We start from the raw sequence: 24412 nt of genomic DNA on the forward strand, positions 1-24412 counted from the left end.
TATAGTAATCTCTTAACTTACTTTAATTCTAAATCTCTAAATTCTTCTATACTTTCTTTTATATATTTTTTATTTCTTCTACGACGTTCATTATGATAAGCTAAACCTGTTCCTGCTGGAATTAATCTGCCAACAACTACATTTTCTTTTAATCCTCTTAATTTATCATATCTACCATTAACTGCTGCTTCTGTTAAAACACGGGTTGTTTCTTGAAAAGATGCTGCTGAAATAAATGATTCTGTTGCTAATGAAGCTTTTGTAATCCCCAATAATATTCTTTCATATATAATTATTTTTTTTTTCAATTTATATAATTTTATATTTTCTTCTAAAACAGATACTAATTCTAGTTGATCTCCTTTAATAAAATTACTATCTCCTGAATCTATAATTTTTACTTTCCGTAACATTTGTCTTACTATAACTTCAATATGTTTATCATTTATTCCAACACCTTGTAATCTATATACTTCTTGTATTTCATTTATAATATACTTTGCTAATTTCTCTACTCCTAATAACCGTAAGATATCATGTGGATTACTTGGACCATCAGAAATTATTTCTCCTTTCTCTACTTTATCACCTTCAAAAACACTTATTTGACGGCCTTTGTTAATTAATATTTCTTTTTTTTCTTCATTTACTTCTGATTTTATTATTATTCTACGTTTCCCTTTTGTTTCTTTCCCATATTTTATTATCCCTGCTATTTCTGCCATTATTGAATATTCTTTTGGTTTTCTTGCTTCAAATAAATCAGATACTCGTGGTAATCCACCTGTAATATCTTTATTTCCTAATGCTTCAACAGGAATTCTAGATATGACTTCACCAATACCGATTTTGCTCCCATTTTCTACTGAAATCAAAGCTTTTCCTGGTAAATTATATTGTACCGGGGTATTATTACCTGGTAAATATATATTCTTACCTTCTTTGTCTTGTAATATAATTCTTGGTCTTTTATCTCTACCTGAGGCGGGTCTACTACCAATTTCTAATATTTCTATAGAAGATATTCCTGTCATTTCATCTACTGTCCTGTGCATGGTTAACCCTTCTTCTAAATCAATAAACTTTATATATCCTGATAATTCTGAAATTATAGGATGTGTATGAGGATCCCAATTAGCTATGATTGTACCTGAACTTACAAAGTTTCCTTCTATTATATTTAACTCTGTGCCATAAGGTAATCTATAATACTCACGTTCTCTGCCTTTTTTATCAATAATATATATTGCACTGTAACGAGAAACGACAATTAATTTTTTATCATTTCTTTCTACTGCTTTCATATTATGAAAGCGTACTCTCCCACCATACTTAACTTGAACACTATCTTTTATTAAAGTTCGGGACGCAGCCCCACCAATATGAAAAGTTCGCATAGTTAACTGAGTCCCAGGTTCGCCTATAGATTGAGCAGCTATTACACCTACTGATTCTCCAATATTTACTAAATTTCCTCTTGATAAATCTCTACCATAACACATTACACAAACTCCATATAAAGTTTCACAATTTATTATACTACGTACCTCAACCTCATCTATACCTAATCTATATATTTTATTACACCAATCTTCATCTAATAATGTACCAGCTTTTATTAATACTTTCCCTTTAAAATCTAAAATATTTTTTGCTAATATCCTACCTAATATTTTTTCAGTTATTGATACAATTATATCCCCTCCTTCTATTTCTGAATACATTAATAATCCTTTTTCTGTATTACAATCTATTTCAGTAATTACTACATCTTGTGCAACATCAACTAACCTTCTAGTTAAATATCCTGAATTAGCTGTTTTTAAAGCTGTATCTGCTAAACCTTTTCTAGCTCCATGAGTTGATATGAAATATTGTAATACATTTAATCCTTCCCGAAAATTTGCTGTAATTGGGGTTTCAATAATTGAACCATCTGGTTTTGTCATCAATCCACGCATTCCCGCTAATTGTCTAATTTGCGCGGCACTTCCTCGCGCCCCTGAATCTGCCATAATAAATACACTATTAAAAGATTCTTTTTCAATTTTTTTACCTAATTTATCTAATACTACATCTTTTGATATCACCGTCATCATAGCTTTCGCAACTTTATCATTAGCTTTTGACCAAATATCTATAACTTTATTATATTTTTCTCCTAATGTTACAAATCCATAAATATATTGATTACCTATTTCTTTTACTTCTTTTTCTGCTTTATTTATTATATCTTCTTTTGAACTAGGTATAACAAAATCATTAACACCAATAGAAGCACCTGACCAAGTTGCTAAGTTTAAACCTGTATACATAAGTTTATCTGCTAAGTCTACAGCTTCTTTTAATCCAAGATTTCTATAAACTAAATTTATTAATTTAGATATTACTTTTTTTTTCATAGGTCTATTTATTAATTCAAAACTCATTCCTTTTGGTAACATCTTATATAATATAGCACGACCTACTGTAGTACTATGTATTGATGTCTGTTTTATTAATTTTTCTTTTTCATCTTTTATCCAATCTGTTAACCTTACTTTAATACGAGCATGCAAATCAACTTTTTTATTACTAAAAGCCAATTCTACTTCACTTATATTAGAAAATATCATCCCTTCACCTTTTACATTACATTTGTCCCTTGTCATATAATATAAACCTAATACTACATCTTGTGAAGGCACAATTATTGGTTCACCACTTGCAGGTGATAATAAGTTATTTGTTGACATCATTAATTTTTTAGCTTCTAATTGGGATTCTAAGGTCAATGGAACATGAACTGCCATTTGATCTCCATCAAAATCCGCATTATATGCCGCACAAACTAATGGATGTAATTGTATAGCTTTACCTTCTATCAAAATAGGTTCAAATGCTTGTATACCTAATCTATGTAATGTTGGTGCTCTGTTTAACAAGACTGGATGTTCACAAATTACATCTGCTAATATATCCCATACTTCTGTCACTTCTTTTTCAACCATTTTTTTTGCTGCTTTTATTGTTGCTGCATGTCCATTTCTTTGCAACTTTGAATATATAAAAGGTTTAAATAATTCAATCGCCATTTTTTTAGGTAACCCACATTGATTTAATCTTAAATTCGGACCTACTGTTATTACAGATCTACCTGAATAATCTACACGTTTTCCTAATAAATTTTGACGAAACCTACCTTGTTTCCCTTTAATCATATCCGCTAATGATTTTAACGGTCTCTTATTTGAACCAATAATTGCTCTTCCCCTTCTTCCATTATCTAATAATGCATCGACGGCTTCTTGTAACATTCTCTTTTCATTACGTACAATTATTTCTGGAGCTTTTAATTCTATTAATCTTTTTAATCTATTATTACGATTTATAACACGTCTATATAAATCATTTAAATCTGATGTTGCAAATCTTCCTCCATCTAATGGTACGAGAGGTCTTAAATCTGGAGGTAAGATAGGTAAAACATTTAAAATCATCCAACTAGGTTTATTTCCTGAATTATTAAAAGATTCTATTAATTTTAACCGTTTAGATAATCTTTTCATTTTATTTTCTGAACTAATTTCTTTTATTTCTTTTCTTAATTTTTTTATTTCTTCTTCTAAATCTAGATCTTCTAATAATTTTTTTATAGCCTCTGCTCCCATTATTGCATTAAACTCATCACCATATTCTTCTATTGATTCAAAATATTTTTCTTCATTTAATAATTGTCCTTTCTTAAGCTTAGTCATTCCAGGCTCTATCACTACAAATGCTTCAAAATATAAAATTCTTTCTATATCTCTTAAGGTCATATCTAATAACATGCCTATACGACTTGGTAATGATTTTAAGAACCAGATATGTGCTACAGGAGATGCTAACTCTATATGACTCATCCTTTCTCTACGAACTGAGGTTTTTGTAACTTCTACACCACACTTTTCACATATTATTCCCCTATGTTTCATTCTTTTATATTTACCACAAATACATTCATAATCTTTTATAGGTCCAAAAATTTTAGCACAAAATAAACCATCTCTTTCTGGTTTTAAGGTCCGATAATTAATCGTTTCAGGTTTTTTGACCTCACCATATGACCAAGATCTTATCATTTCAGGAGAAGCTAATGAAATTTTTATTGCATCAAACTCTTCATAATACGTTTTAGATTTAATTTTTTTTACCAAATACTTCATAAGTTTGTACCTAACTAAATCATAATTATTATTTTTCTCATTCCATTTCTACATCTATACCTAATGATCTAATTTCTTTTACTAATACGTTAAATGATTCAGGCATACCGGCCTGCATAGTATAATCTCCATCTACAATACTTTTATAGATTTTTGTACGCCCTCCTACATCATCTGATTTAACGGTTAACATTTCTTGTAATGTATAAGCTGCTCCATAAGCTTCTAAAGCCCATACTTCCATTTCCCCAACTCTTTGTCCTCCAAATTGAGCTTTTCCACCCAAAGGTTGTTGAGTTACTAATGAATATGATCCAGTTGAACGCGCATGCATTTTATCATCCACTAAATGATTTAATTTTAACATATACATATAACCTACTGTTACTTCTCTATCAAATTTTTCTCCTGTCCGTCCATCAAATAATCTTAATTGTCCTGATTCTGGTACTCCTGCCATTTTTAATAACCCTTTTATTTCTTTTTCTGTTGCGCCGTCAAAAACTGGGGATGCAATAGGCACTCCTTTTGATAAAATTTTAGCTAAATTTCTTAGTTCATTATCAGTTAAAATATCTATTTTTTCTTTACACCCTCCTGTTTTATTATAAATTTTATCTATTAATTTCCTTATTTCTTTTGGTTTACTAATATTTTTTAACAGTTTCTCAAGTTCTAAACCTAAACAATGAGCTGCCATTCCCAAATGTGTTTCTAATATTTGTCCAACATTCATTCGAGAAGGAACACCCAAAGGGTTCAGCACAATATCTACTGGTTCACCTTTTTCATCAAAAGGCATATCTTCTACAGGTTTTATAGCTGATATTACTCCTTTATTACCATGACGACCTGCCATTTTATCACCAGTTTGGATTTTTCTTTTTATAGCTAAAAAAACTTTTACAATTTTTAAAATTCCTGGCGCTAAATCATCACATTGAATTAATTTTCGTTTTTTTTCTATAAAATACCTTTCCATTTCTTCGTGTAGTTTTTCTATTTGATCTTTAGTTTTTTTTATTTTTTTATTTAAATTCTCATCTTTCATTTTTAATTTATACCATTTGATATAATTTAATTTTTTTAAATATTCCTCATCGACTATCTCACCTTTTTTTATATTTGGACCTTTAAAAGCTTCTTTACCTTTTATTGCTAATTTTAATCTTTTTATTGTTGCTTCTTCTGTTATACAAAAAGCTTCTTTTAAATCTTTACTTATTTCTTCTATTTTTCTTTTTTCTATTTCTCTTGCTCTTAAATCTTTTTTTATTCCATCTCTTGTAAAAATTTGTACATCTATTACCGTTCCTACAGTTCCTGAATTTGCACGTAAAGATGTGTCTTTTACATCTGACGCTTTATCACCAAATATAGCACGTAATAATTTTTCTTCGGGGGTTAATTTATTTTCACCTTTAGGTGTTACTTTACCTACTATAATATCTCCTGCTTTAATTTCAGCTCCTATATAAACTATCCCTGATTCATCTAATTTACTTAAAGCAGATTCACTAACGTTTGGTATATCTGATGTAATTTCTTCTGGACCTAATTTTGTATCACGAGATATACAATTTAATTCTTGTATATGAATAGTAGTAAATCTATCTTCTTTTACTACTCTTTCTGAAATTATAATAGAATCTTCATAATTATAACCATTCCAAGGCATAAACGCTATTCTCATATTTTGTCCTAACGCTAAGTCGCCTGTCTCTACTGCTGTGCCATCAGCTAAAATATCTCCTACTTTTATTTTATCTCCTTCATTTACTATTGTTCTTTGATTTTGACATGTATTTTGATTAGAACGCATATATTTTTTTAAGTTATATATATCTACACAAATTTCATTTTCTTTTATTTCTTTTTCATTTACACGAATAACAATTCTTTTTGCATCTACAAATTCTACAATCCCACTACGTTTAGCCAATATACATACCCCAGAATCTTTAGCTACTACCTTTTCCATACCGGTACCTATTAAAGGTTTTTCTGATCTTAATGTTGGAACTGCCTGTCTTTGCATATTTGAACCCATTAAAGCCCTGTTAGCATCGTCATGTTCTAGAAAAGGAATTAAAGCAGCAGCTACTGAAACTATTTGACACGGTGAAACATCCATTAAATTTACTTGAGTTGATTGCATAAAAGTTGTTTCACCTTTATTTCTTACTTGTACTAAATCATCTATTAATTCTTTATTTTTATTAACTTTTGCAGAAGCTTGTGCAATTACATAATCTGATTCTTCTATTGCAGATAAATGGATTACTTCTTTTGTAACTTTATTTTTTACTACTCTTCTGTAAGGAGTTTCTAAAAAACCATATTTATTTATTTTACTATATGTCGCTAAAGAATTTATTAAACCTATATTTGGTCCTTCAGGAGTTTCGATAGGACATAATCTTCCATAATGAGTTGAATGAACATCCCGAACTTCAAATCCAGCTCTATCTCTTGTTAAACCCCCTGGTCCTAAAGCTGATATTCTTCTTTTGTGGGTTATTTCAGCCAACGGGTTATTTTGATCCATAAATTGTGATAATTGACTTGAAATGAAAAATTCTTTCATAGAGGCAGTAATAGGTTTTGCATTTATTAAATCTTTAGGCATTATTTTTACATCTGTTTCTGTTAAAAATAACCTTTCTCGTATTGATTTTTCTACACGTAATAAGCCTGCTTTTAAATTATTTTCTGCCATTTCTCCAACACTACGAACTCTTCTATTGCCTAAATGATCTATATCATCTATTACACCAAACCCATTTCTAATTTTTATTAATTCTTTAATTACATCTATTATATCATTAGCATTTAATATCCCACTACCTTTATTTTTTAATCTATTTAATCTTCTATTAAATTTCATTCTTCCTACTTCTGAAAGATCATAACGTTCAAGAGATAAAAATAAACTTTTAAATATTAATTCTGCTGTATCTTTATTTGGCGGTTCTCCAGGTCTCATTATACTAGAGATTTCCAATATTGCTTCCATTTGTGAATTTGTTGTATCTATTTTTAATGTATCTGATATAAAAGAACCAGTATCTAAATGATTTATATATAATGTTTTTATTTTTTTTATCTTATGTTTAAATAATTTATTTAAAAGTTCTAAACTTATTTTATTATTACTATTACATATATTTTCTTTTGTATTTTTATTAACCTGTTTATTAACTAATACTTTTCCTAATAAATATTCTAGTGGGACTTTTAATTTTTTTATATTTAATTCTTTTAATTTTAAAATTTTTTTCTGAGTTATTCTACATCCTTCTTCTATTATAACTTTATTTAATATAGGATCTCTTATATTCAAACTTGCTATTTCTCCTCTTAATTTAGAAGGATTAAAATCTTCCCAATAAATATTATTTTTATCTTTAATATTAAAAGTATTAATTTCAAAAAAACTTTTTAATATTTTTTCATTATTTAAACCTAATGCACGTAATAAGACAGTGACAGGAATTTTCTTTCTTCTATCTATTCTAACATAGATATTATCACGTTGATCAAATTCAAAATCTAACCAAGAACCACGAGAAGGTATTATTCTTGCTGTTGCTATTAATTTTCCTATCGAATTACTTTTATTTTGATCATAATCAAAAAATAAGCCTGGGCTTCGATGCAATTGAGAAACTACTACCCGTTCTGTGCCATTTATCACAAATGTCCCATTTTTAGTCATTAATGGTATATCACCCATATATACTTCTTGTTCTTTTATATATTTTATAATTCTTTTTTTTTCAAATTCATCAAAAATTACTAACCTCATTTTTACTCGTAAATTTGTAGAATATGTCATTCCTCGTATCTGACACTCTTTTACATCAAATAATGGCTTCATTAATTTATAATCTAAATATTCTAATATAGATTTTCCAGATAAACTTTTTATAGGAAATATTGAATTTAATGCGGCATTTATTCCTATATTTTTCTTTTTTTCACTTTTTTTTTCATTTTGTAAAAATTTTTTATATGATTCAATCTGAATTTCTAACAAGTACGGTACATCAACAAGATGAGGGATTTTACCAAAATTTTTACGAATACATTTTTTCTCAGTATATGAATAAACCATTTATATTACACTCCTCAACTTCAATTATTTTTTTTTACTTATTTACTTTATTTCTACTTTTGCACCAACCTTTTCTAATTTTTTTTTTATATTTTCTGCTTCTTCTTTTGATATTGCTTCTTTTATTTTAACTGGTGCACTTTCTACTTTAATTTTAGCTTCTTTTAAACCTAATCCTGTTATTTCACGTACAATTTTTATTACACCAATTTTTTTATCCCCTATTGATTTTAATATCAAATCAAATTCTATTTTTTCTTCTTTCTTTTCTTCTTTCATTTCATTTTTATTGCTTATATTATTAAAAAAATATTCTTTTTTTATATCAAATCTTTTTTCCATTTCGGACACTAATTCAATTATTTCAACTACATTCATTTTGGAGAGTATATTAATTATTTCTTCTTTATTCATTTTTAGAATTCCTTTTTATAATTCCTTTTTATAACTACAAATATTTTTTTTATTTATTAAAAACATTAGTATATATATTAATTTTCCAATAGTTATTAACTTAAGCATATTAACTATATTAAAGAATATTATTTTTTTCTTAGGCATATTTGCAATAACTTTTATTTTATTTTTTTCAACTACTTTACCGTTATATACAATTACTTTAATTTTTTCTTCTTTTAATTTTGTTTTATTCCATAAATCTACACTATTTTTTAAATTTTTTTTAGAATAAAAAATCATTAACTGACCGTTAATATAAGATTTTAAAAATTCATATTTTGTTCCTTTTATTGCTTTTATAAATAATTTATTTCTTATAACATATAAATTCACATATAATTTTTTTCCTTTTATATGTAATTCATTCATAATATTTGAATTAATATTTTTATAATTTACTATTATAAGTGATCTTGATTCTCTTATATTTTTATTTATTTTTTTTACTATTATTTCTTTTTTTTTCAAATTTTTTTTCAAAACTTTTACTCCTAATTTGATTTTTTTATAACTAGTTCTTTATTATCTACGATTAAACTTGGCCCCATTGTTGAAGATATATATATTTTTTTTATATATGAACCTTTAACTTTTCCTTGTTTTTTATTTAATAAATCTTTAATTAAAACATAAAAATTTTCTTTTATTTGTTTTATAGAAAAATTTATTTTTCCTATACCTATATTTAGTATACCATTTTTATCTGTACAATAATTTATTTTTCCTTCTTTTATTTCTTTTACTTTTTTAAATATATCTTTTGTAATACTTTCTTTTTTAAGTTTTATACCTTTTGATTTTAATATCTTTTTTATTTTTTTTAATTTTTCAAAACTTTCTGGGTCACATAAAATTACATTAAATTTTATTTCTTTTTTTTTTATATTTTCTATTAATGCATTTATTCCTATTATATATACACCTAATTCTAAGAATTTTTTTTTTTCATTCAAATCACAATTATTTAAAACAACAATTATTTTTTTATCTAAACTAGATGGTAATTTTATATTATTTTTTTTTAAATTTTTTCCTAATTTTATTACTAAATCTATTGTCTCACAAAATTTTACGAAAGTAACTTTTTTTAATATTTCTATAGCTTCTACTAAGCTATATTTTTTATTTGTTTCTATAATCTTATTTATTAAAACTTTTCTTTTTGAAATATATCTCATATATTTTTTTCTTCCTCTTTTATATCTATCCCCATACTTTTTGCTGTACCAATTATACTTTTTATTGCTGATTTTATTTCAATTATATTCATATCTTTTTTTTTAATTTTTGCAATTTCTTTTATTTGTTTTTTTGTTATTATTCCTACTTTTTTTTTCTTATTTTCATTAGACCCTTTATTTATACCTATAATTTTTTTTAATAAACTAGATACTGGAGGGTTTTTTATAATAAATGTAAAACTACGATCTGAATATATACTTATTATTACTGGGATAGGCATACCTTTTTCTATATTTTTTGTTTCTAAATTAAAACTTTTACAAAACTCCATTATATTTATTCCTTGTTGTCCTAATATTGGTCCAATAGGAGGACTAGGATTTGCTTTTCCTGCTTCAACTTGTAATTTTACTATATTTATTATTTTTTTTTTCTCACTCATTTAATTTTCCTTACTCATTTAATTTTCCTTACTCATTTAATTTTCCTTAATTACTTTATGAAAATCTAATTCAACTGGAGTTGATCTCCCAAATATTAAAACACTAACTTGTATTTTTTTTTTTTCATAATTTATTTCTTCTATAATACCTGTAAAATCCGTGAAAGGTCCTTCTATTACTCTTACTCTTTCTCCTAAATTAAAACTATTATTTTCAATACCTTTTTTTATATTTTTTAATATATTTATTAATTCATTTTTTTTTATAAATTCTGGTTTTATTGCGTTTGCTCCTATAAATCTAACTACTCTTTTTGTTTCATTTACTAAATTCCATGTTTTATCATTTAATTCCATTTCTATTAATATATATCCTGGATAATATTTACGTTCAATTTTACGAAGTTTACCTGAGATATTTTCAATTTTTTTATCTGAAGGCACTATCATTTTTCCAAAATATTTTTCTAACCTTGATAATTTTATTCTATTTTTTAAATCTAAAATAACTTTTTTTTCAGAACCTGAATATATATGTATAACATATAATCTTTTTTTCAATTTTTTATCCATTAACTAGTTTTTATTTATAATAATTGCTATTAACCCACTAATTAAAGTATCTAATATCCATATTAGTATACCTAATATAAATATAAAAAATACTACAATTAAAGTAGTTTTTATTATTTCTTTTTTTTTTGGCCAAAATACAAATTTTATTTCTTTTTTTGCATTTTTTCCTAAAAATATTAATTCTTTCCCTTTTATAGTAATTAACATTAAATATATACTAAAACTATATAAAAAGATTATACATATCTCAGATATTAATAAATATCTATATAAATATCTATTAGAGCTATTTATTAATATTGCAAATATAATACTTATTATAGAAAAAAACCATTTTAAAAATTCAGATTTTATATTTTTTTTTATCATTTTTTTCTTCTCAGGCCAGGAGGGACTTGAACCCACAACCTGCGATTTTGGAGACCGCTGCTCACCCATTAAGCTACTGACCTTTATTAAATTAAGACTCATGAACAGACTTGAACTGTCGACCTCACCTTTACCAAGGGTGCGCTCTTCCTCTGAGCTACATGAGCAAAAAATATTTTAGCGAACAACGGGAATCGAACCCATATCATCAACTTGGAAGGCTAATGTTTTACCATTAAACTATGTTCGCTTTTTTGGAGAGAGAAGGATTCGAACCTACGAAGCTTCCGCGGCAAATTTACAGTCTGCTCCTTTTGTCCACTTAGGTATCTCTCCTTTTTTTATTTTATAATATAAAAATAATTATACAATATTTTCTTTATCTTACTTATTTTCAATGTTTTTTTACATCAATAAATATCATTAAATTAAAAATTATAATAAGAAAGATTGATATTAAAAATAATTTTTTTATAATTTCACTTTTTTTATTTTTATAATTTATAATAGCGATTAATAACCAATAAAGGCTAAATAACGTAATTAAAATTAAATACATATATCCAGTATAACCATTTAAAAATAACATGATTTCTGAAATAATAAATAATATAATATATATTATTATATGTTGCTTTGTTATTAATAAACCTTTATTTATTGGAAATACTGGTATTGATGCTAACAGATATTCTTTTTTTTTTAATATCGCTATAGAATATGAATGTGGAATTTGCCATAACCAATAAATTAATAAAATTATTATTGCTGCTAAATCTATCTTCTTGCTAATTGAACAATAACCCAAAATCGGAGGAAGAGATCCAGCAAAACTACCAACTAAAGTACTGTATGGAGAATTTCTTTTATAATATAAACTATATAATAATAGATATATAATTATTCCTATTAAGGCTAAACATACAACTAAGATATTAGTTATATTATAAAGTAAGAATATCCCTATTAGTAACAAGATATAAGCATAATTAATAGCATTTTTAATAAAACTAAATTCTCTAACTAATACTCTTTTTCTAGTTCTCAACATTATACTATCAATATCTAGATCTATATAGTTATTTATTATACAACTTGCCGCTATAATTAATATAATTCCTAACACACTACCAAACAATATTTTTATATTCCATTTATAAGATAAAAAAATCCCTCCTAATATTGATATTAAATTTCCTATTATTATTTTAGGTTTAATTATTAATAAATAATTTTTATTTACCATTTATATTATACATGATCCATAAAGACCCACCTATTATTATCATTATTATAAATATTGTAAATATTAAAGATCCTATATATAAGTTAATATCTATTTTTGAAATTTCTTTTATATTTATAAAATAAATAATTTGTGAAATTATTTGTATAATTGCACATAAAATAATTAATATTTTAATAAAAAATATTGGAAATATTAGTTTTACTGCTAAAATATATGCGATTATTGTTAAAAACAAAGATATAAATAATCCTTTTATACAATCATTTACATGTTTTTTCATAGAATTTTATTTTATTAACCCATATAAATATACTATTGTATAAATGCAAACCCATATTATATGTAAAAAATGCCAAAAAATACTTAAACATAATAAACTAGTTCTAGTTTTAATATTTAAACCATTAAATAAAATATTAAATAATAAACATATTCCCCAATATATACCTATTATTATATGTATACAATGTATACCAACTAAGGCTAGATATGCTGAAAGTAAGCTATTTATTTTATGTGTAATATATATATTTCTTATTTCATTTATTTCTAATATCACAAATAAAACTCCTAACAATAAAACAAAAAATAAACTATAGAAAAGTTGATTTTTATTAAAAAATAATATAACTATCCCTATAGTAAAACTACTAAACAGCAATATTAATGTTTCTAGATTTACAATATACATATTAAAAAGATTTTTTATATTCATATATTTAATACTTAATACCACATAAACAGAAAATATTCCAGAAAATAATATACAATCACTTAAAATATATATCCAAAAACCTAATAATACTTTACTATTATATTTTTTTTTATTTAAACTTTCTAAAGTATACATTTTAATACCATTTTTTATAACTCTTTTCATTTTTTTTTATTTCTTCAATACTTATATAATAAGATTTATTTTTACTATACATATAACACATATATATAATTAATATTCCAAAGAAACTTAAAATAGATAACCACCAAATATACCAAACCATTGAAAAACTAAAAATTAAACTAAATAAAGATATTATAAAACCTTTACTTGTATTTTTAGGCATTTTTATTTTTTCATATTTTATTTTTTCTACATATTTTTGTTTTTTTATATACCAAAAGTGATCCCGTACAAGGATTTTTGGGATATATGAAAAATTATAAACTGGTGGAGGAGAAGATATACTCCATTCTAAAGTTCTACCATTCCAAATATCTCCTACTTCTTCAGTTTCATCTTTAGAGGTTATACTTATAATTAATTGTAAGATTTGAAATATTATACCCAGTAATATTAGTAATGTTCCAAATAACGCAGTTAATAATAATAAATGCCAATTATGATCATTATAATAACTCAGTCTTCTTGTCATACCTAAAAAACCTAAAATATATAAAGGAATAAAAGCAAAAAATAAACCTATTACCCAACAAAAAAATGTATATTTACCTAATCTTTCATTTAATTTAAAACCAAAGATTTTAGGAAACCAATAATTTAATCCAGATAAATAACCAAAGATTACTCCACCTATAATTACATTATGAAAATGTGCTACTAAAAATAAACTGTTATGTAATAAATAATCTATTCCAGGTATAGATAATAAAACTCCTGCCATTCCACCTATACTAAAAGTTATTAAAAATCCTAAAGTCCAAAACATCGGAATACTAAATTCTATTTTTCCTTTATACATAGTAAATAACCAATTAAATATTTTTACTCCAGTAGGAATTGAAATTATCATGGTCGAAATTCCAAAAAAAGCATTAACATCTGCACCAGCTCCCATTGTAAAAAAATGATGTAACCATACTAGAAATGATAAACCTGTAATTACACAAGTGGCATAGACTAATGAATTATAACCAAATAATTTTTTTTTACAAAATGTTGCCACTACTTCAGAAAATATACCAAAAGCCGGTAAGATTAATATATAAACTTCTGGATGACCCCAAGCCCAAATAAGATTTATATATATCATTGGATTTCCACCAAAATGATTAGTAAAAAATTGCATACCTAAATATCTATCTAATGTTAACAATAAAATAGTAGCAGTTAATATAGGAAATGACATTATTATTAAAATATTACTGCATAAGATTGTCCATGTAAAAATAGGTAATCTCATAAAATCCATACCTGGAGCACGCATTTTTATTATTGTTACTAAAAAATTTATACCTGAGATTAAAGTTCCTATCCCAGATAATTGTAAACTCCATATCCAATAATCGACTCCAACTCCTTTACTAAACTCTATACCAGATAATGGTGGATATGCTAACCAACCTGTAGAAGCAAACTCACCTATAAATAAAGAAATATTAATTAATATTCCAGAAAATACAGTTAACCATAAACTCAAGGAATTTAAAAACGGAAATGCCACATCTCTAGCACCAATTTGTAAAGGTATAATTATATTCATTAACCCAAAAAGAAAAGGCATTGCCATAAAAAATATCATTATTACCCCATGAACTGTAAATATTTGATCATAATGAGAAGAAGGTAAATAACCTATATTATCTTTATAAGCAATAGCTTGCTGAAATCTCATCATTAGGGCATCTGTAAAGCCACGAATTAACATAATTAATGCAAAAATTATATATATAATCCCTATTTTTTTATGATCTAATGTTTTTATCCAATTTTTCCATATATATAACCACTTTTTGAAATATGTTATTATAAATATAATAAATATACTAATAAAAAAAACTATACAAGCTGTAAAGACTATTATTGGTTCTTTATATGGTATAGATTCCCAATTTAATCTACCTATCAACATCTTTATACTCCTTTATCAATTAAATTTATTTATCAAAACTTTTAAAGAATTATTTTCTAAAGATGAATAATATTCTATTTTAGAATTTATACTTTTATTTAATAAAATTTTATAATTTATTTGTTTTCTATATTCTTTTATTTTTTTTATCCATATTTCAAAATTTTTTAAAGATACTACTAAAACTTTAAATTTCATACCTGAAAATCCTTTGCCACTAAAATTAGTGGACATTCCTATATAATTACCTTTTTTGTTAGATATTAAAAAATTTTTACTAATCATACCCGACATTGAATAAATTTGACTAGATATTTGAGGTATAAAAAAAGAATTCATTACCGTATTAGACGTTATTTTTAATTCAATAGGAACATTTATTGGTAATACTAATTGATTTATTGTCGCAATTCCTACTTTATTATAAATAAATAACCATTTCCAATCTAATGATATTACTTCAATATTAATTAAATTTTTATTATTATTTAAAACTTTTTTTCCTGGATCTAATTCATGTGTACTTTTCCATGTAATTATTCCTAATATTAAAATTATAAAAATTGGTATCAACCACACTACAATTTCAATTTTTTTTGAATAATCCCATTCAGGTTTATATTTTACATTTTTATTTTTTTTTCTAAATTTATATGAAAAATAAAAAGTCATAAATATAACAGGGATAACAACAATTAACATTAACAATGTAGATATTAAAATTAAATATTTTTGTTTTAAACATATCGGACTACTTGGTTTTAAGATACTTATATATCCTACATTATTTAATATTAATATAATTAATAAACTTAAATATATTTTTTTTATCATTTATATTTCCAATTTAAATTTCATTTTTCTTTTTTTATTCTTCAATAAATGACCTTAAGGCTTCAGAGCGTGAAGGATGTCTTAATTTTCTTAAAGCTTTTGCTTCTATCTGACGAATTCTTTCCCGAGTTACCTCAAATTGTTTGCCAACTTCTTCTAAAGTATGATCTGTATTCATATCTATTCCAAATCTCATTCGTAAAACTTTTGCTTCTCTCGCTGTTAATTCACTTAAAACATTTCTTGTTGCTTCTACTAAGCCCTCATCTGTCGCTGCTTCTATTGGTGATGCAGTTATATTATCTTCTATAAAATCACTTAAATAATAATCTTCATCTTCGCCTATTGGTGTTTCTATAGATATAGGTTCTTTTGCTATTTTCATTATTTTTCTTATTTTTTTTTCTGAAATTTCTAGTCTATTGCTTAACTCTTCAGGTGTAGGTTCTCTACCTCTTTCCTGCAACAGTTTTCTAGATAACCTATTTAATCTATTTATTGTTTCTATCATATGTACTGGGATTCTTATTGTTCTTGCCTGATCTGCTATTGATCTAGTAATAGCTTGACGTATCCACCATGTAGCATATGTAGAAAATTTATAGCCTTTGCGATATTCAAATTTCTCAACTGCTTTCATTAAACCTATATTCCCTTCTTGTATTAAATCTAAAAATTGTAAACCACGATTCGTATATTTTTTTGCTATTGATATTACTAATCTTAAATTTGCTTCAATCATTTCTTTTTTTGCTTTATGAGCTTTAGTTTCTCCTATTAAAAATTTTTTGTTTATTTCTTTTAATTCACCAACAGATAAATTTATTTGTTGTTGTTCTAATAAAATTTTTTTTTGTGCTTTAACAATCTCACTTCTATATTTTTTTATACTATTTTTTTTATCTGAATTCTTATATATAAATTTATCTAACCAGTTTAAATTAGTTTCATTACCTATAAAACTATCTATAAATTTTTTTCTTGAGTAGTTTCCATATTTTACCATATATTTTAATATTAATTTTTCTTGACTTCTTATATTATCTATACTAAATTTAACTTTATTTAATAAACATTCAAAATGTTTTGGTAATAATTTTATATGTGAAAATAAATTAGATAGCAATTTTAATTCTATTTTTGTTTCTTTTGATTTATATCCATATTTAAACATGGTTTTTTTTACTTTTTTATTTTGTTTACGAATTTTTTCAAACTTTATATTTGTTAATATTGGATCTGGTCCTTCATTCTGATAAGTTTTATTATTAGAATTTTCATTATTTTTTTTTATATCTTTTTTTTCTAAATTTATAAAACCTGTAAATAAATCATAAAAATTTTCCCCTGATTCTTTTTTTATTAAATCATAAATTTCTATTATATAATCTACTGCACCTGGCAAATAAACTATTGCTGCCATAATTTCTTTAGTACCTTCTTCTATTTTTTTTGCTATTTCTATTTCCCCTTTTCTATTTAATAATTCTATATTTCCCATTTCTCTCATGTATATTCGTACAGGATCATTATTACGTATATCACTTTCTTTATTCCAAGAAACTAATTCCTCTGTTTCTTCAATATTATTATAATTTTTATATCTTAATGTATCTTCTTCAGATAATTTATCAAGAAGATTAATTCCTTTTTCTTTAAACATACTAATAATATCCTCTATTTATTTTATCTTACATAATATAAATTATTATTCTTTTATTTTAAACTCCATATTTCTCAGTCACTATTTTTTATCCAATAATTTTTATCAATCTTCAAATTGAGTAGTTAATATTTCCGTTCAAACCGTTTTCGCTCTCGGTTAATTTTTTTCATATATCTTTTTATAGCCGCTGCTGCTTTTCTTTTCCGAATTGTTGTTGGTTTTTCATAAAATTCTCTACGACGTACTTCTGATAAAATACCTACTTTTTCACAAGATCTTTTAAATCTTCTTAAAGCAACATCAAATGATTCATTTTCTTTAATTTTAATATAAGGCATTTTTTCTCCTTTCATTTATAAATAATATATAATATATATTATATGATTATTTTAGGAATAGAAACATCTTGCGATGATACATGTGTAGCATTATATGACACTAAATTTGGTTTAATTGCAAATAAAAAATATAATCAACCTATACATCAAGTTTTCGGAGGAGTTTTACCTAATTTATCATCTATTTATCATTTAAATAAATTAATCCCTATTATTAATAAATTATTCTTGTTATTAAATATAAAAAAAAAATATATAAAAGCAATTGCTTATACTGCTGGACCTGGTTTATATAATTCCTTATTTATTGGAGCTTATATTGCATATAGTATTTCATATACACTTAATATACCTATTATTGGAGTTAATCATTTAGAAGGACATATTTTTTCTCCTATGCTTAATAAAAAAAAACCTAAATTTCCTTTTATTTCTTTATTAATTTCTGGAGGAAATACGCAGATAATTGATGTAAAAAATATAGGGAATTATAAAATTTTAGGATATTCTATAGATGATTCAATTGGAGAAACATATGATAAAATAGCCAAAATGCTTAATTTAGATTATCCAGGAGGGAAAAAATTATCTAATTTAGCTAAAGTAGGAAATAATAAAAAATTAATATTTCCTAAATCTTTTTTATATGAAACTAATTTAAAGTTTAGTTTTTCTGGAATTAAAACATATATTTTTAATATATTAAAAAATAAAAAAAACAATTCTCAATATAAAGCTAATTTAGCAAAATCTTTTGAAGAATATATTATTAATATACTAAGTATAAAATCTTTTCATGCTTTAAAAAAATATGGTAGAGTTAATCTTTTAGTTTCTGGAGGAGTAAGTGCAAATAAGAATTTACGTAATAAGTTAAAAAAACAATTAAAAAAATATATAAATAAATTAAAAATTTATTTTCCAAATAAAAAACTTTGTACAGATAATGCGGCAATGATTGCTTATCTAGGTGCTCTTCGTATAAATTCAGGAGAAAAAGTATATAAGAATATTAAGATATTTCCTAAATGGCCTTTAGAAAAACTAAAATATCCTTTATATAATAATTAGTTAATTTAATTCTATTATTTTATTAGTTAATTTTACAAATTCATTTATACTTAATGTTTCTGCTCTTCTTTCTGGATTAATTTTTAATAACTTCAGATTAAAAGAATCTATTAATCCTTTTAAATTATTTTTTAAGGTTTTTCTTTTTTTTGAAAAAGATTTTTTTACTATAAAAAAAAATCTTTTTTTATTAGTTACAATAAAAGGCAATTTTTTATATGGGATTAATTTAATCAGAGTCGAATCTACTTTAGGTTTTGGAATAAAGTTTTCAGAACTTAAATCAAATATTTTAAAAACCTTAAAATAATATTGTATAATTACAGTAAGACCTCCCCAATATTTTTGTCCTTTTTTTGCTAAAATTCTCATTGCTACTTCTTTTTGAAACATTAAATACATATCTTTTATATTTTTTTTATAAATTATTAATTTAAATAAAATTTTTATAGATATATTATATGGTAAATTGCCTAAAACTCTAATATTATTAATATTTAATTTATTTAAATTTAAATTAATAATATTTTTTTTATAAAGATAATAATTAGGATAAAAATAAAATTTATTTAATAACATAATTATTAAATCATTATCAATTTCTATTGAATATAATTTATTTGTAATATCTAAAATTTTTTGTGTTATTAAACCTATACCTGAACCAATTTCTAAAATATTATCATATTTATTAATCTTAATTATCTTTATCATATTTATTATTATTTTTTTATTAATAATAAAATTTTGACCGAACTGTTTTTTTATTTTTAAATTCAACATCTTATTTTAAATTTTCAAATTTAGTATATTTACCTATAAATCCTATATTTATGACACCAATTGGCCCATTTCTTTGTTTCCCTATTATTATTTCTGCTATTCCTTTATTATCTATCTTATCTGTATTATATAATTCATCTCTATAAATAAATAAAATTAAATCTGCATCTTGTTCTATTGCACCAGATTCTCTTAAATCTGAAATTATTGGCCGTTTATTTATACGTTGTTCTAAAGATCTATTTAATTGTGATACCGCTAATACTGGACAATTAAATTCTTTAGCTATACTTTTTAAAGATCTAGATATTTCTGATATTTCAGCAGTTCTGTTATAAGATAATCCAGAAATATGCATCAGTTGTAAATAATCTATCATTATTAAACTTATTTTTCCTGTTTCTCTTATAAATCTTCTTATTTTATTTCTGATTTCTATAGGTGAAAGCATAGGAGTGTCATCTACATATAATTTACAATTTTTAATTAATTTTAATGATTCCGTTAATTTTAACCAATCATCTTCTCCTATTTTACCTTTTCTTATATTATTTTGATCTATACGACCCAATGAAGACAACATTCTTAATATTATTTGTTCAGCAGGCATTTCCATAGAAAATATTATTACAGGATCTTCTTTATTATTGAGGATTATATATTCTACAATATTCATTGCAAAACTAGTTTTGCCCATTGAGGGCCGTCCCGCTATTATTATTAAATCTGATTTTTGAAAACCAGATGTTAGTTCATCTAAATCTGTAAAACCAGTAAATAAACCTGTCAGGTAACTCTTTTTATTATACATTTTATTTATACGATCAAGAGTTCTATTTAATAAATCATTAATATTTAATATATTATTACCTCTAAATCTTGATTCTGATATTTTAAATATTAATTTTTCTGCTTGATTTATAATTTCTTGTATACTTTTCCCATCTCTATTAAAAACATCTTCTGATATTTTATTTGCTATCGTTATTAACTTACGTAATATTGCACGCTCTCTTACTATATCTGCATATGCTACTATATTATTTATAGAAGGAATATTTCTAGATAATTCTGCTAAATAACTAATACCACCAATTTTTTCTAAATTATTTTTTTTTTTTAAATATTCTGCAACTGTTACTATATCTATCGTATTATTTTTTGAAGCTATATCTTTAATAGCTTCAAAAATATATTTATGTTCTATACTATAAAAATCTTCATTTATAATAATTTCTGATATTTTATTCCATGCTTCATTATCAAGCAGCAAGCCACCTAATATTGATTGTTCTGCTTCTAATGAATGAGGAGGAATTTTTAATTTAATTAAATCTTTATCAGAAATTATTTTTTTCATTAACATTTTACATTTATTATTATATTTATTTTTTCATATAATTTTATTGTATATTTTCCAATTTTTTTTATTATATTCTTATTTAGATTTATTTCGTTTTTATTTATTTTTATACCATATTTTTCATAAAAAAAATTAGATAAATAGCGTCTTCCTATTGAACCAAATAATTTTCCAGTTGGTCCCGATTTTAAAAATAAATTTATATTTAATTTTTTTAATTTTTCTAAAATTTTTTTATTTTTTTTTATACGCAACTTATATAAATTTATAAATGAATTACGTTTTTTATTAAAAAAATCTATATTTAATTTATTTGCAATTATTGCTAACTTTTTTTTTAGTAAATAATTTCTAGCATATCCTTTTTTTACATTTACTAAATCACCTAACTTTCCAAGTTTAAGATTTTTTTCAAGTAATATAACTTTCATATACTTAATTTCCTTTTTTATATTTTTTTATCAATATAAGGTAATAAACCTAAATATCTTGCTTTTTTTATTGCTTTTGTTAATTTTCTTTGATATCTTGCTTTTGTACCTGTTATTCTACTTGGAATTATTTTTCCATTTTCAGAAATATATATTTTTAATAGATCTACATTTTTATAATCTATTTCTTTTATTTTTTCAGCAGTAAATCTACAATATTTTTTTTTTCGAAATAACATTAATTTTTCCTATTAATTTTTTTTTAACAAAACAATTATATGTCTAATTATAAATTCATTATATTTTATTATTTTTTCTAATTTTTTTATAACATTTTTATTACATTCTATATTTAATATTATTAAATTAGCTTTTTTTTGATTTTTAATAAAATAATATAAATTAATATTTCCTAAATCTTCACAATTTTTTATTAATCCTTTATATTCAATAATTAAATTTATTATTTTTTTTATAATCTCAGATTTTATTATATTTTTATTTATATAAAATAAAATAACTAATTCATAATTAATCATTTTTATAACTTCCTTATAATAATTTTATTGACGGATCGGACGGGACTTGAACCCGTGTTTTCGGTTCGACAAACCGATATTCTATCCTTCTGAACTACCGATCCTTTTTTGGGTAGTGCAAGATTCGAACTTGCGACCCTCAGTTTGTAAAACTGATGCTCTTCCTTCTGAGCTAACCACCCTTGATTTAATAAATTATATAATGCTAAACGAATAATATAATTTGATTCTGGGAGACGTTCTATATCTAAGATTTTTATATATTTATTTATTTTTTTTATTCTATTTAAATATAAAACTCCTCTTCCTGTACAAACAAATTTTTTTAAAATAATGTTTTTTATATTATTTTTTTTATTTATATTTATTTTTTTTTCTTTAATTAAAGATATAGGTATATAATAAAAAAAGTTTTTTTTTAATTCAAAAAAACCTATATTATATATATTTTTTTTTATTTTAATAACACTAATTACATACTTATAATTATAATCAAACCATACACCTAAAGCCAGAGCTTTTAATTTTGAAATTTCTAATATTGGGATATTTAATATATATGATATTCCTTTACTTATACATTTTATTATTCTAATACATTTTATATCTCCTATTAATTTCCCATAAATAATATAATTAATTTCTGATAAATTAATTTTTTTTTTATTTAAAAAATTTTTTAAAAAAATAAAAAATAAAATCTTATTTTTATATATATTTTTTTTATAAAATCCAATTATATTTATAAATTTCTTTTTTTGAAATTTAAATAAAGATATAGAATAAACATTATAAGTATAATCAATAGATAAAAATATTTTCATATTAATGATATGATTTTCAATAAATAATTACATTACGAATATCAATTAATAATTTTATTATAAAATTAATAAATTTTGCCGCATATACACCATTTATAAATCTATGATCATAAGATATAAAAATAGGTAATATTATTTTTGGTTTAAATTTTTTCCCATTCCAGATTGGTTTTATTTTACTTTTTCCAATACCCAATATTCCTAATTCTGAATTATTTATTATTGGAGTAAAACCTTTTCCACCAATTGATCCTAAATTTGAGATTGTAAAACAACTTCCATTCAGATCTTCAAGTTTATTTTTTCCTAATAAAGTTCTTTTTGTTAAATTCTTTAATTCTATTGCAATATCAATTATATTTTTTTCATCTACATTTCTTATTACAGGAACTAATAAACCTTTTGATGTATTAATTGCAATACTAATATTTATATATTTTTTTAATAAAATTTTATTTTTTTTTATATCATATGACATATTAAATTTTTTAAATTTTTTCAAAGCACAAGAACATATTTTAATTAAAAATGATAATAATGTTATTTTTATCCCTCTTTCATATTTTATTTTTTTTCTAAATTCTTCTAATTTTGTAATATCTACCTCATCAAAATGTGTTACATGTGGTATAGTTATCCAACTCTCATGCAATTTTTTAGCATTTATACTTAATATTTTATTTATATTTTTTTCTTCTATAGAACCAAAATTATTACTTATACTTTTTTTATCTTTTTTGTTATTTTTTATAAAATCTTGTAGATCTTCTTTTAAAATACGATTTTTTTTTCCAGTCCCGATTATTTGATTTTTTTCTAAATCAATGCCTAATTTTCTAGCCATTAATCTAACAGAAGGACCAGCATGAACTGTTATATTTTTATTATTTTCTTTTTTTAAATCAATTTTATTAATTTTTTTATTAACATTAACAATATCTTCTTCTATTTCTATTATTGAATTACCTGAATAAATCTTATCACCTTCTTTAATTAAAATTTTTTTTATTTTTCCTGATTTAGGTGTTGGTAAATCAATAGTAGCTTTTTCTGATTCTAATACAACAATAATATCATCTTTTTTTACATAATCATCTATTTTTACTAATATTTCTATTACTTCAACTTTTTTATTTATATCACCAATTTCAGGTAGTTCAATTATCAATTTT

22 protein-coding genes and 6 tRNA genes are annotated in these 24412 nt (G+C 23.4%); 1 reads left to right on the forward strand and 27 read right to left on the reverse strand.

The window, feature by feature from the left end; genetic code table 11:
- Positions 1-17: 17 nt before the first annotated feature.
- The 19 genes from rpoC to rpsU all read right to left on the reverse strand — a co-directional run bounded on the left by rpoC (position 18) and on the right by rpsU (position 18229).
- On the reverse strand, positions 18-4187 hold the full coding sequence (rpoC, locus tag PAD_RS00725; RefSeq protein ID WP_219848810.1) for a DNA-directed RNA polymerase subunit beta': 4170 nt from the start codon (positions 4185-4187) through the stop codon (positions 18-20).
- A gap of 37 nt (positions 4188-4224) precedes the next feature.
- Positions 4225-8304, reverse strand: coding sequence for a DNA-directed RNA polymerase subunit beta (rpoB, locus tag PAD_RS00730; protein ID WP_219848811.1), 4080 nt, complete (start codon positions 8302-8304; stop codon positions 4225-4227).
- A 42-nt stretch (positions 8305-8346) separates the two neighbouring features.
- A complete protein-coding gene (gene rplL / locus PAD_RS00735; protein WP_219848812.1) occupies positions 8347-8718 on the reverse strand; it encodes a 50S ribosomal protein L7/L12 in 372 nt (123 codons plus the stop codon).
- A gap of 15 nt (positions 8719-8733) precedes the next feature.
- A complete protein-coding gene (gene rplJ, locus PAD_RS00740; protein WP_219848813.1) occupies positions 8734-9243 on the reverse strand; it encodes a 50S ribosomal protein L10 in 510 nt (169 codons plus the stop codon).
- Between the two features lie 11 nt (positions 9244-9254).
- Positions 9255-9941, reverse strand: a complete 687-nt coding sequence (locus PAD_RS00745; protein WP_219848814.1) for a 50S ribosomal protein L1 — start codon at positions 9939-9941, stop codon at positions 9255-9257.
- Positions 9938-10387: a 50S ribosomal protein L11 gene (gene rplK, locus PAD_RS00750; protein ID WP_219848527.1), complete on the reverse strand. Its 450-nt coding sequence runs from the start codon at positions 10385-10387 to the stop codon at positions 9938-9940. The genes PAD_RS00745 and rplK overlap by 4 nt, the downstream gene beginning before the upstream one ends.
- A gap of 36 nt (positions 10388-10423) precedes the next feature.
- Positions 10424-10948: a transcription termination/antitermination protein NusG gene (nusG, locus tag PAD_RS00755; protein WP_219848825.1), complete on the reverse strand. Its 525-nt coding sequence runs from the start codon at positions 10946-10948 to the stop codon at positions 10424-10426.
- Positions 10949-10963: 15 nt separating this feature from the next.
- Positions 10964-11332, reverse strand: coding sequence for a preprotein translocase subunit SecE (secE, locus tag PAD_RS00760; protein ID WP_219848815.1), 369 nt, complete (start codon positions 11330-11332; stop codon positions 10964-10966).
- 11 nt (positions 11333-11343) lie between these two features.
- A tRNA-Trp gene (locus PAD_RS00765) sits at positions 11344-11415 on the reverse strand.
- 12 nt (positions 11416-11427) lie between these two features.
- Positions 11428-11499: transfer RNA gene (locus PAD_RS00770), tRNA-Thr, on the reverse strand.
- Between the two features lie 12 nt (positions 11500-11511).
- Positions 11512-11582: transfer RNA gene (locus PAD_RS00775), tRNA-Gly, on the reverse strand.
- 5 nt (positions 11583-11587) lie between these two features.
- Positions 11588-11668 (reverse strand) — tRNA-Tyr (locus PAD_RS00780).
- A 58-nt stretch (positions 11669-11726) separates the two neighbouring features.
- The gene (cyoE, locus tag PAD_RS00785) at positions 11727-12578 is read right to left on the reverse strand and encodes a heme o synthase (RefSeq protein ID WP_219848816.1); all 852 of its coding nucleotides are present in this window, start codon (positions 12576-12578) and stop codon (positions 11727-11729) included.
- Entirely contained in the window at positions 12568-12861 is a 294-nt protein-coding gene (locus PAD_RS00790) for a hypothetical protein (RefSeq protein ID WP_219848817.1), read from the reverse strand. Before PAD_RS00790 ends, cyoE begins: the two co-directional genes overlap by 11 nt.
- A gap of 6 nt (positions 12862-12867) precedes the next feature.
- Positions 12868-13461 carry a cytochrome c oxidase subunit 3 gene (locus PAD_RS00795; protein ID WP_258172088.1) on the reverse strand — a complete coding sequence of 198 codons (594 nt, stop codon included), beginning with the start codon at positions 13459-13461 and terminating at the stop codon, positions 12868-12870.
- Positions 13433-15388, reverse strand: coding sequence for a cytochrome o ubiquinol oxidase subunit I (gene cyoB / locus PAD_RS00800; protein WP_219848827.1), 1956 nt, complete (start codon positions 15386-15388; stop codon positions 13433-13435). The genes PAD_RS00795 and cyoB overlap by 29 nt, the downstream gene beginning before the upstream one ends.
- Positions 15389-15406: 18 nt before the next feature.
- Positions 15407-16225, reverse strand: a complete 819-nt coding sequence (cyoA, locus tag PAD_RS00805) for a ubiquinol oxidase subunit II (protein ID WP_219848584.1) — start codon at positions 16223-16225, stop codon at positions 15407-15409.
- A gap of 34 nt (positions 16226-16259) precedes the next feature.
- Entirely contained in the window at positions 16260-17906 is a 1647-nt protein-coding gene (gene rpoD, locus PAD_RS00810; protein WP_416352730.1) for an RNA polymerase sigma factor RpoD, read from the reverse strand.
- A 107-nt stretch (positions 17907-18013) separates the two neighbouring features.
- Positions 18014-18229, reverse strand: coding sequence for a 30S ribosomal protein S21 (gene rpsU, locus PAD_RS00815; protein WP_219848828.1), 216 nt, complete (start codon positions 18227-18229; stop codon positions 18014-18016).
- Positions 18230-18271: 42 nt separating this feature from the next.
- Here rpsU and tsaD point away from each other — a divergent pair, with 42 nt between their 5' ends.
- The gene (gene tsaD / locus PAD_RS00820; RefSeq protein ID WP_219848586.1) at positions 18272-19300 is read left to right on the forward strand and encodes a tRNA (adenosine(37)-N6)-threonylcarbamoyltransferase complex transferase subunit TsaD; all 1029 of its coding nucleotides are present in this window, start codon (positions 18272-18274) and stop codon (positions 19298-19300) included.
- Here the strand turns inward: tsaD and rsmA are convergent, their stop codons facing one another.
- The 8 genes from rsmA to PAD_RS00860 form a co-directional block, all read right to left on the reverse strand.
- A complete protein-coding gene (gene rsmA / locus PAD_RS00825) occupies positions 19301-20083 on the reverse strand; it encodes a 16S rRNA (adenine(1518)-N(6)/adenine(1519)-N(6))-dimethyltransferase RsmA (RefSeq protein ID WP_219848587.1) in 783 nt (260 codons plus the stop codon).
- 1 nt (position 20084) lies between these two features.
- On the reverse strand, positions 20085-21443 hold the full coding sequence (gene dnaB, locus PAD_RS00830; protein ID WP_219848588.1) for a replicative DNA helicase: 1359 nt from the start codon (positions 21441-21443) through the stop codon (positions 20085-20087).
- On the reverse strand, positions 21443-21877 hold the full coding sequence (gene rplI / locus PAD_RS00835) for a 50S ribosomal protein L9 (RefSeq protein ID WP_219848278.1): 435 nt from the start codon (positions 21875-21877) through the stop codon (positions 21443-21445). The genes dnaB and rplI overlap by 1 nt, the downstream gene beginning before the upstream one ends.
- 17 nt (positions 21878-21894) lie before the next feature.
- Positions 21895-22116 carry a 30S ribosomal protein S18 gene (rpsR, locus tag PAD_RS00840; RefSeq protein ID WP_219848279.1) on the reverse strand — a complete coding sequence of 74 codons (222 nt, stop codon included), beginning with the start codon at positions 22114-22116 and terminating at the stop codon, positions 21895-21897.
- A gap of 12 nt (positions 22117-22128) precedes the next feature.
- Positions 22129-22416, reverse strand: a complete 288-nt coding sequence (rpsF, locus tag PAD_RS00845) for a 30S ribosomal protein S6 (RefSeq protein ID WP_219848589.1) — start codon at positions 22414-22416, stop codon at positions 22129-22131.
- 31 nt (positions 22417-22447) lie between these two features.
- Positions 22448-22520: transfer RNA gene (locus tag PAD_RS00850), tRNA-Asp, on the reverse strand.
- Between the two features lie 5 nt (positions 22521-22525).
- Positions 22526-22598 (reverse strand) — tRNA-Val (locus PAD_RS00855).
- Positions 22599-23256: 658 nt separating this feature from the next.
- Positions 23257-24408, reverse strand: a complete 1152-nt coding sequence (locus PAD_RS00860) for a 2-oxo acid dehydrogenase subunit E2 (RefSeq protein WP_219848590.1) — start codon at positions 24406-24408, stop codon at positions 23257-23259.
- Between the last annotated feature and the right edge of the window lie 4 nt (positions 24409-24412).

Origin of the sequence: Candidatus Portiera aleyrodidarum, from assembly GCF_000953295.1 — a bacterium.
Lineage (GTDB): Bacteria > Pseudomonadota > Gammaproteobacteria > Johnevansiales > Johnevansiaceae > Portiera > Portiera aleyrodidarum_A.

Excerpts from the sequence above, each read along its gene's own strand:
- rpsF (WP_219848589.1), bottom strand. The coding sequence starts at position 22,416 with ATGATTAATTATGAATTAGTTATTTTATTTTATATAAATAAAAATATA.
- secE (WP_219848815.1), bottom strand. The coding sequence starts at position 11,332 with ATGATAAAAAAAAATATAAAATCTGAATTTTTAAAATGGTTTTTTTCT.
- cyoE (WP_219848816.1), bottom strand. The coding sequence starts at position 12,578 with ATGGTAAATAAAAATTATTTATTAATAATTAAACCTAAAATAATAATA.
- PAD_RS00745 (WP_219848814.1), bottom strand. The coding sequence starts at position 9,941 with ATGAGATATATTTCAAAAAGAAAAGTTTTAATAAATAAGATTATAGAA.
- rsmA (WP_219848587.1), bottom strand. The coding sequence starts at position 20,083 with ATGTTGAATTTAAAAATAAAAAAACAGTTCGGTCAAAATTTTATTATT.
- rplL (WP_219848812.1), bottom strand. The coding sequence starts at position 8,718 with ATGAATAAAGAAGAAATAATTAATATACTCTCCAAAATGAATGTAGTT.
- dnaB (WP_219848588.1), bottom strand. The coding sequence starts at position 21,443 with ATGAAAAAAATAATTTCTGATAAAGATTTAATTAAATTAAAAATTCCT.
- rplK (WP_219848527.1), bottom strand. The coding sequence starts at position 10,387 with ATGAGTGAGAAAAAAAAAATAATAAATATAGTAAAATTACAAGTTGAA.
- PAD_RS00795 (WP_258172088.1), bottom strand. The coding sequence starts at position 13,461 with ATGAAAAGAGTTATAAAAAATGGTATTAAAATGTATACTTTAGAAAGT.
- rpsR (WP_219848279.1), bottom strand. The coding sequence starts at position 22,116 with ATGTTATTTCGAAAAAAAAAATATTGTAGATTTACTGCTGAAAAAATA.
- cyoA (WP_219848584.1), bottom strand. The coding sequence starts at position 16,225 with ATGATAAAAAAAATATATTTAAGTTTATTAATTATATTAATATTAAAT.
- tsaD (WP_219848586.1), top strand. The coding sequence starts at position 18,272 with ATGATTATTTTAGGAATAGAAACATCTTGCGATGATACATGTGTAGCA.
- PAD_RS00790 (WP_219848817.1), bottom strand. The coding sequence starts at position 12,861 with ATGAAAAAACATGTAAATGATTGTATAAAAGGATTATTTATATCTTTG.
- rpsU (WP_219848828.1), bottom strand. The coding sequence starts at position 18,229 with ATGCCTTATATTAAAATTAAAGAAAATGAATCATTTGATGTTGCTTTA.
- rpoB (WP_219848811.1), bottom strand. The coding sequence starts at position 8,304 with ATGGTTTATTCATATACTGAGAAAAAATGTATTCGTAAAAATTTTGGT.
- rpoC (WP_219848810.1), bottom strand. The coding sequence starts at position 4,187 with ATGAAGTATTTGGTAAAAAAAATTAAATCTAAAACGTATTATGAAGAG.
- rplI (WP_219848278.1), bottom strand. The coding sequence starts at position 21,877 with ATGAAAGTTATATTACTTGAAAAAAATCTTAAACTTGGAAAGTTAGGT.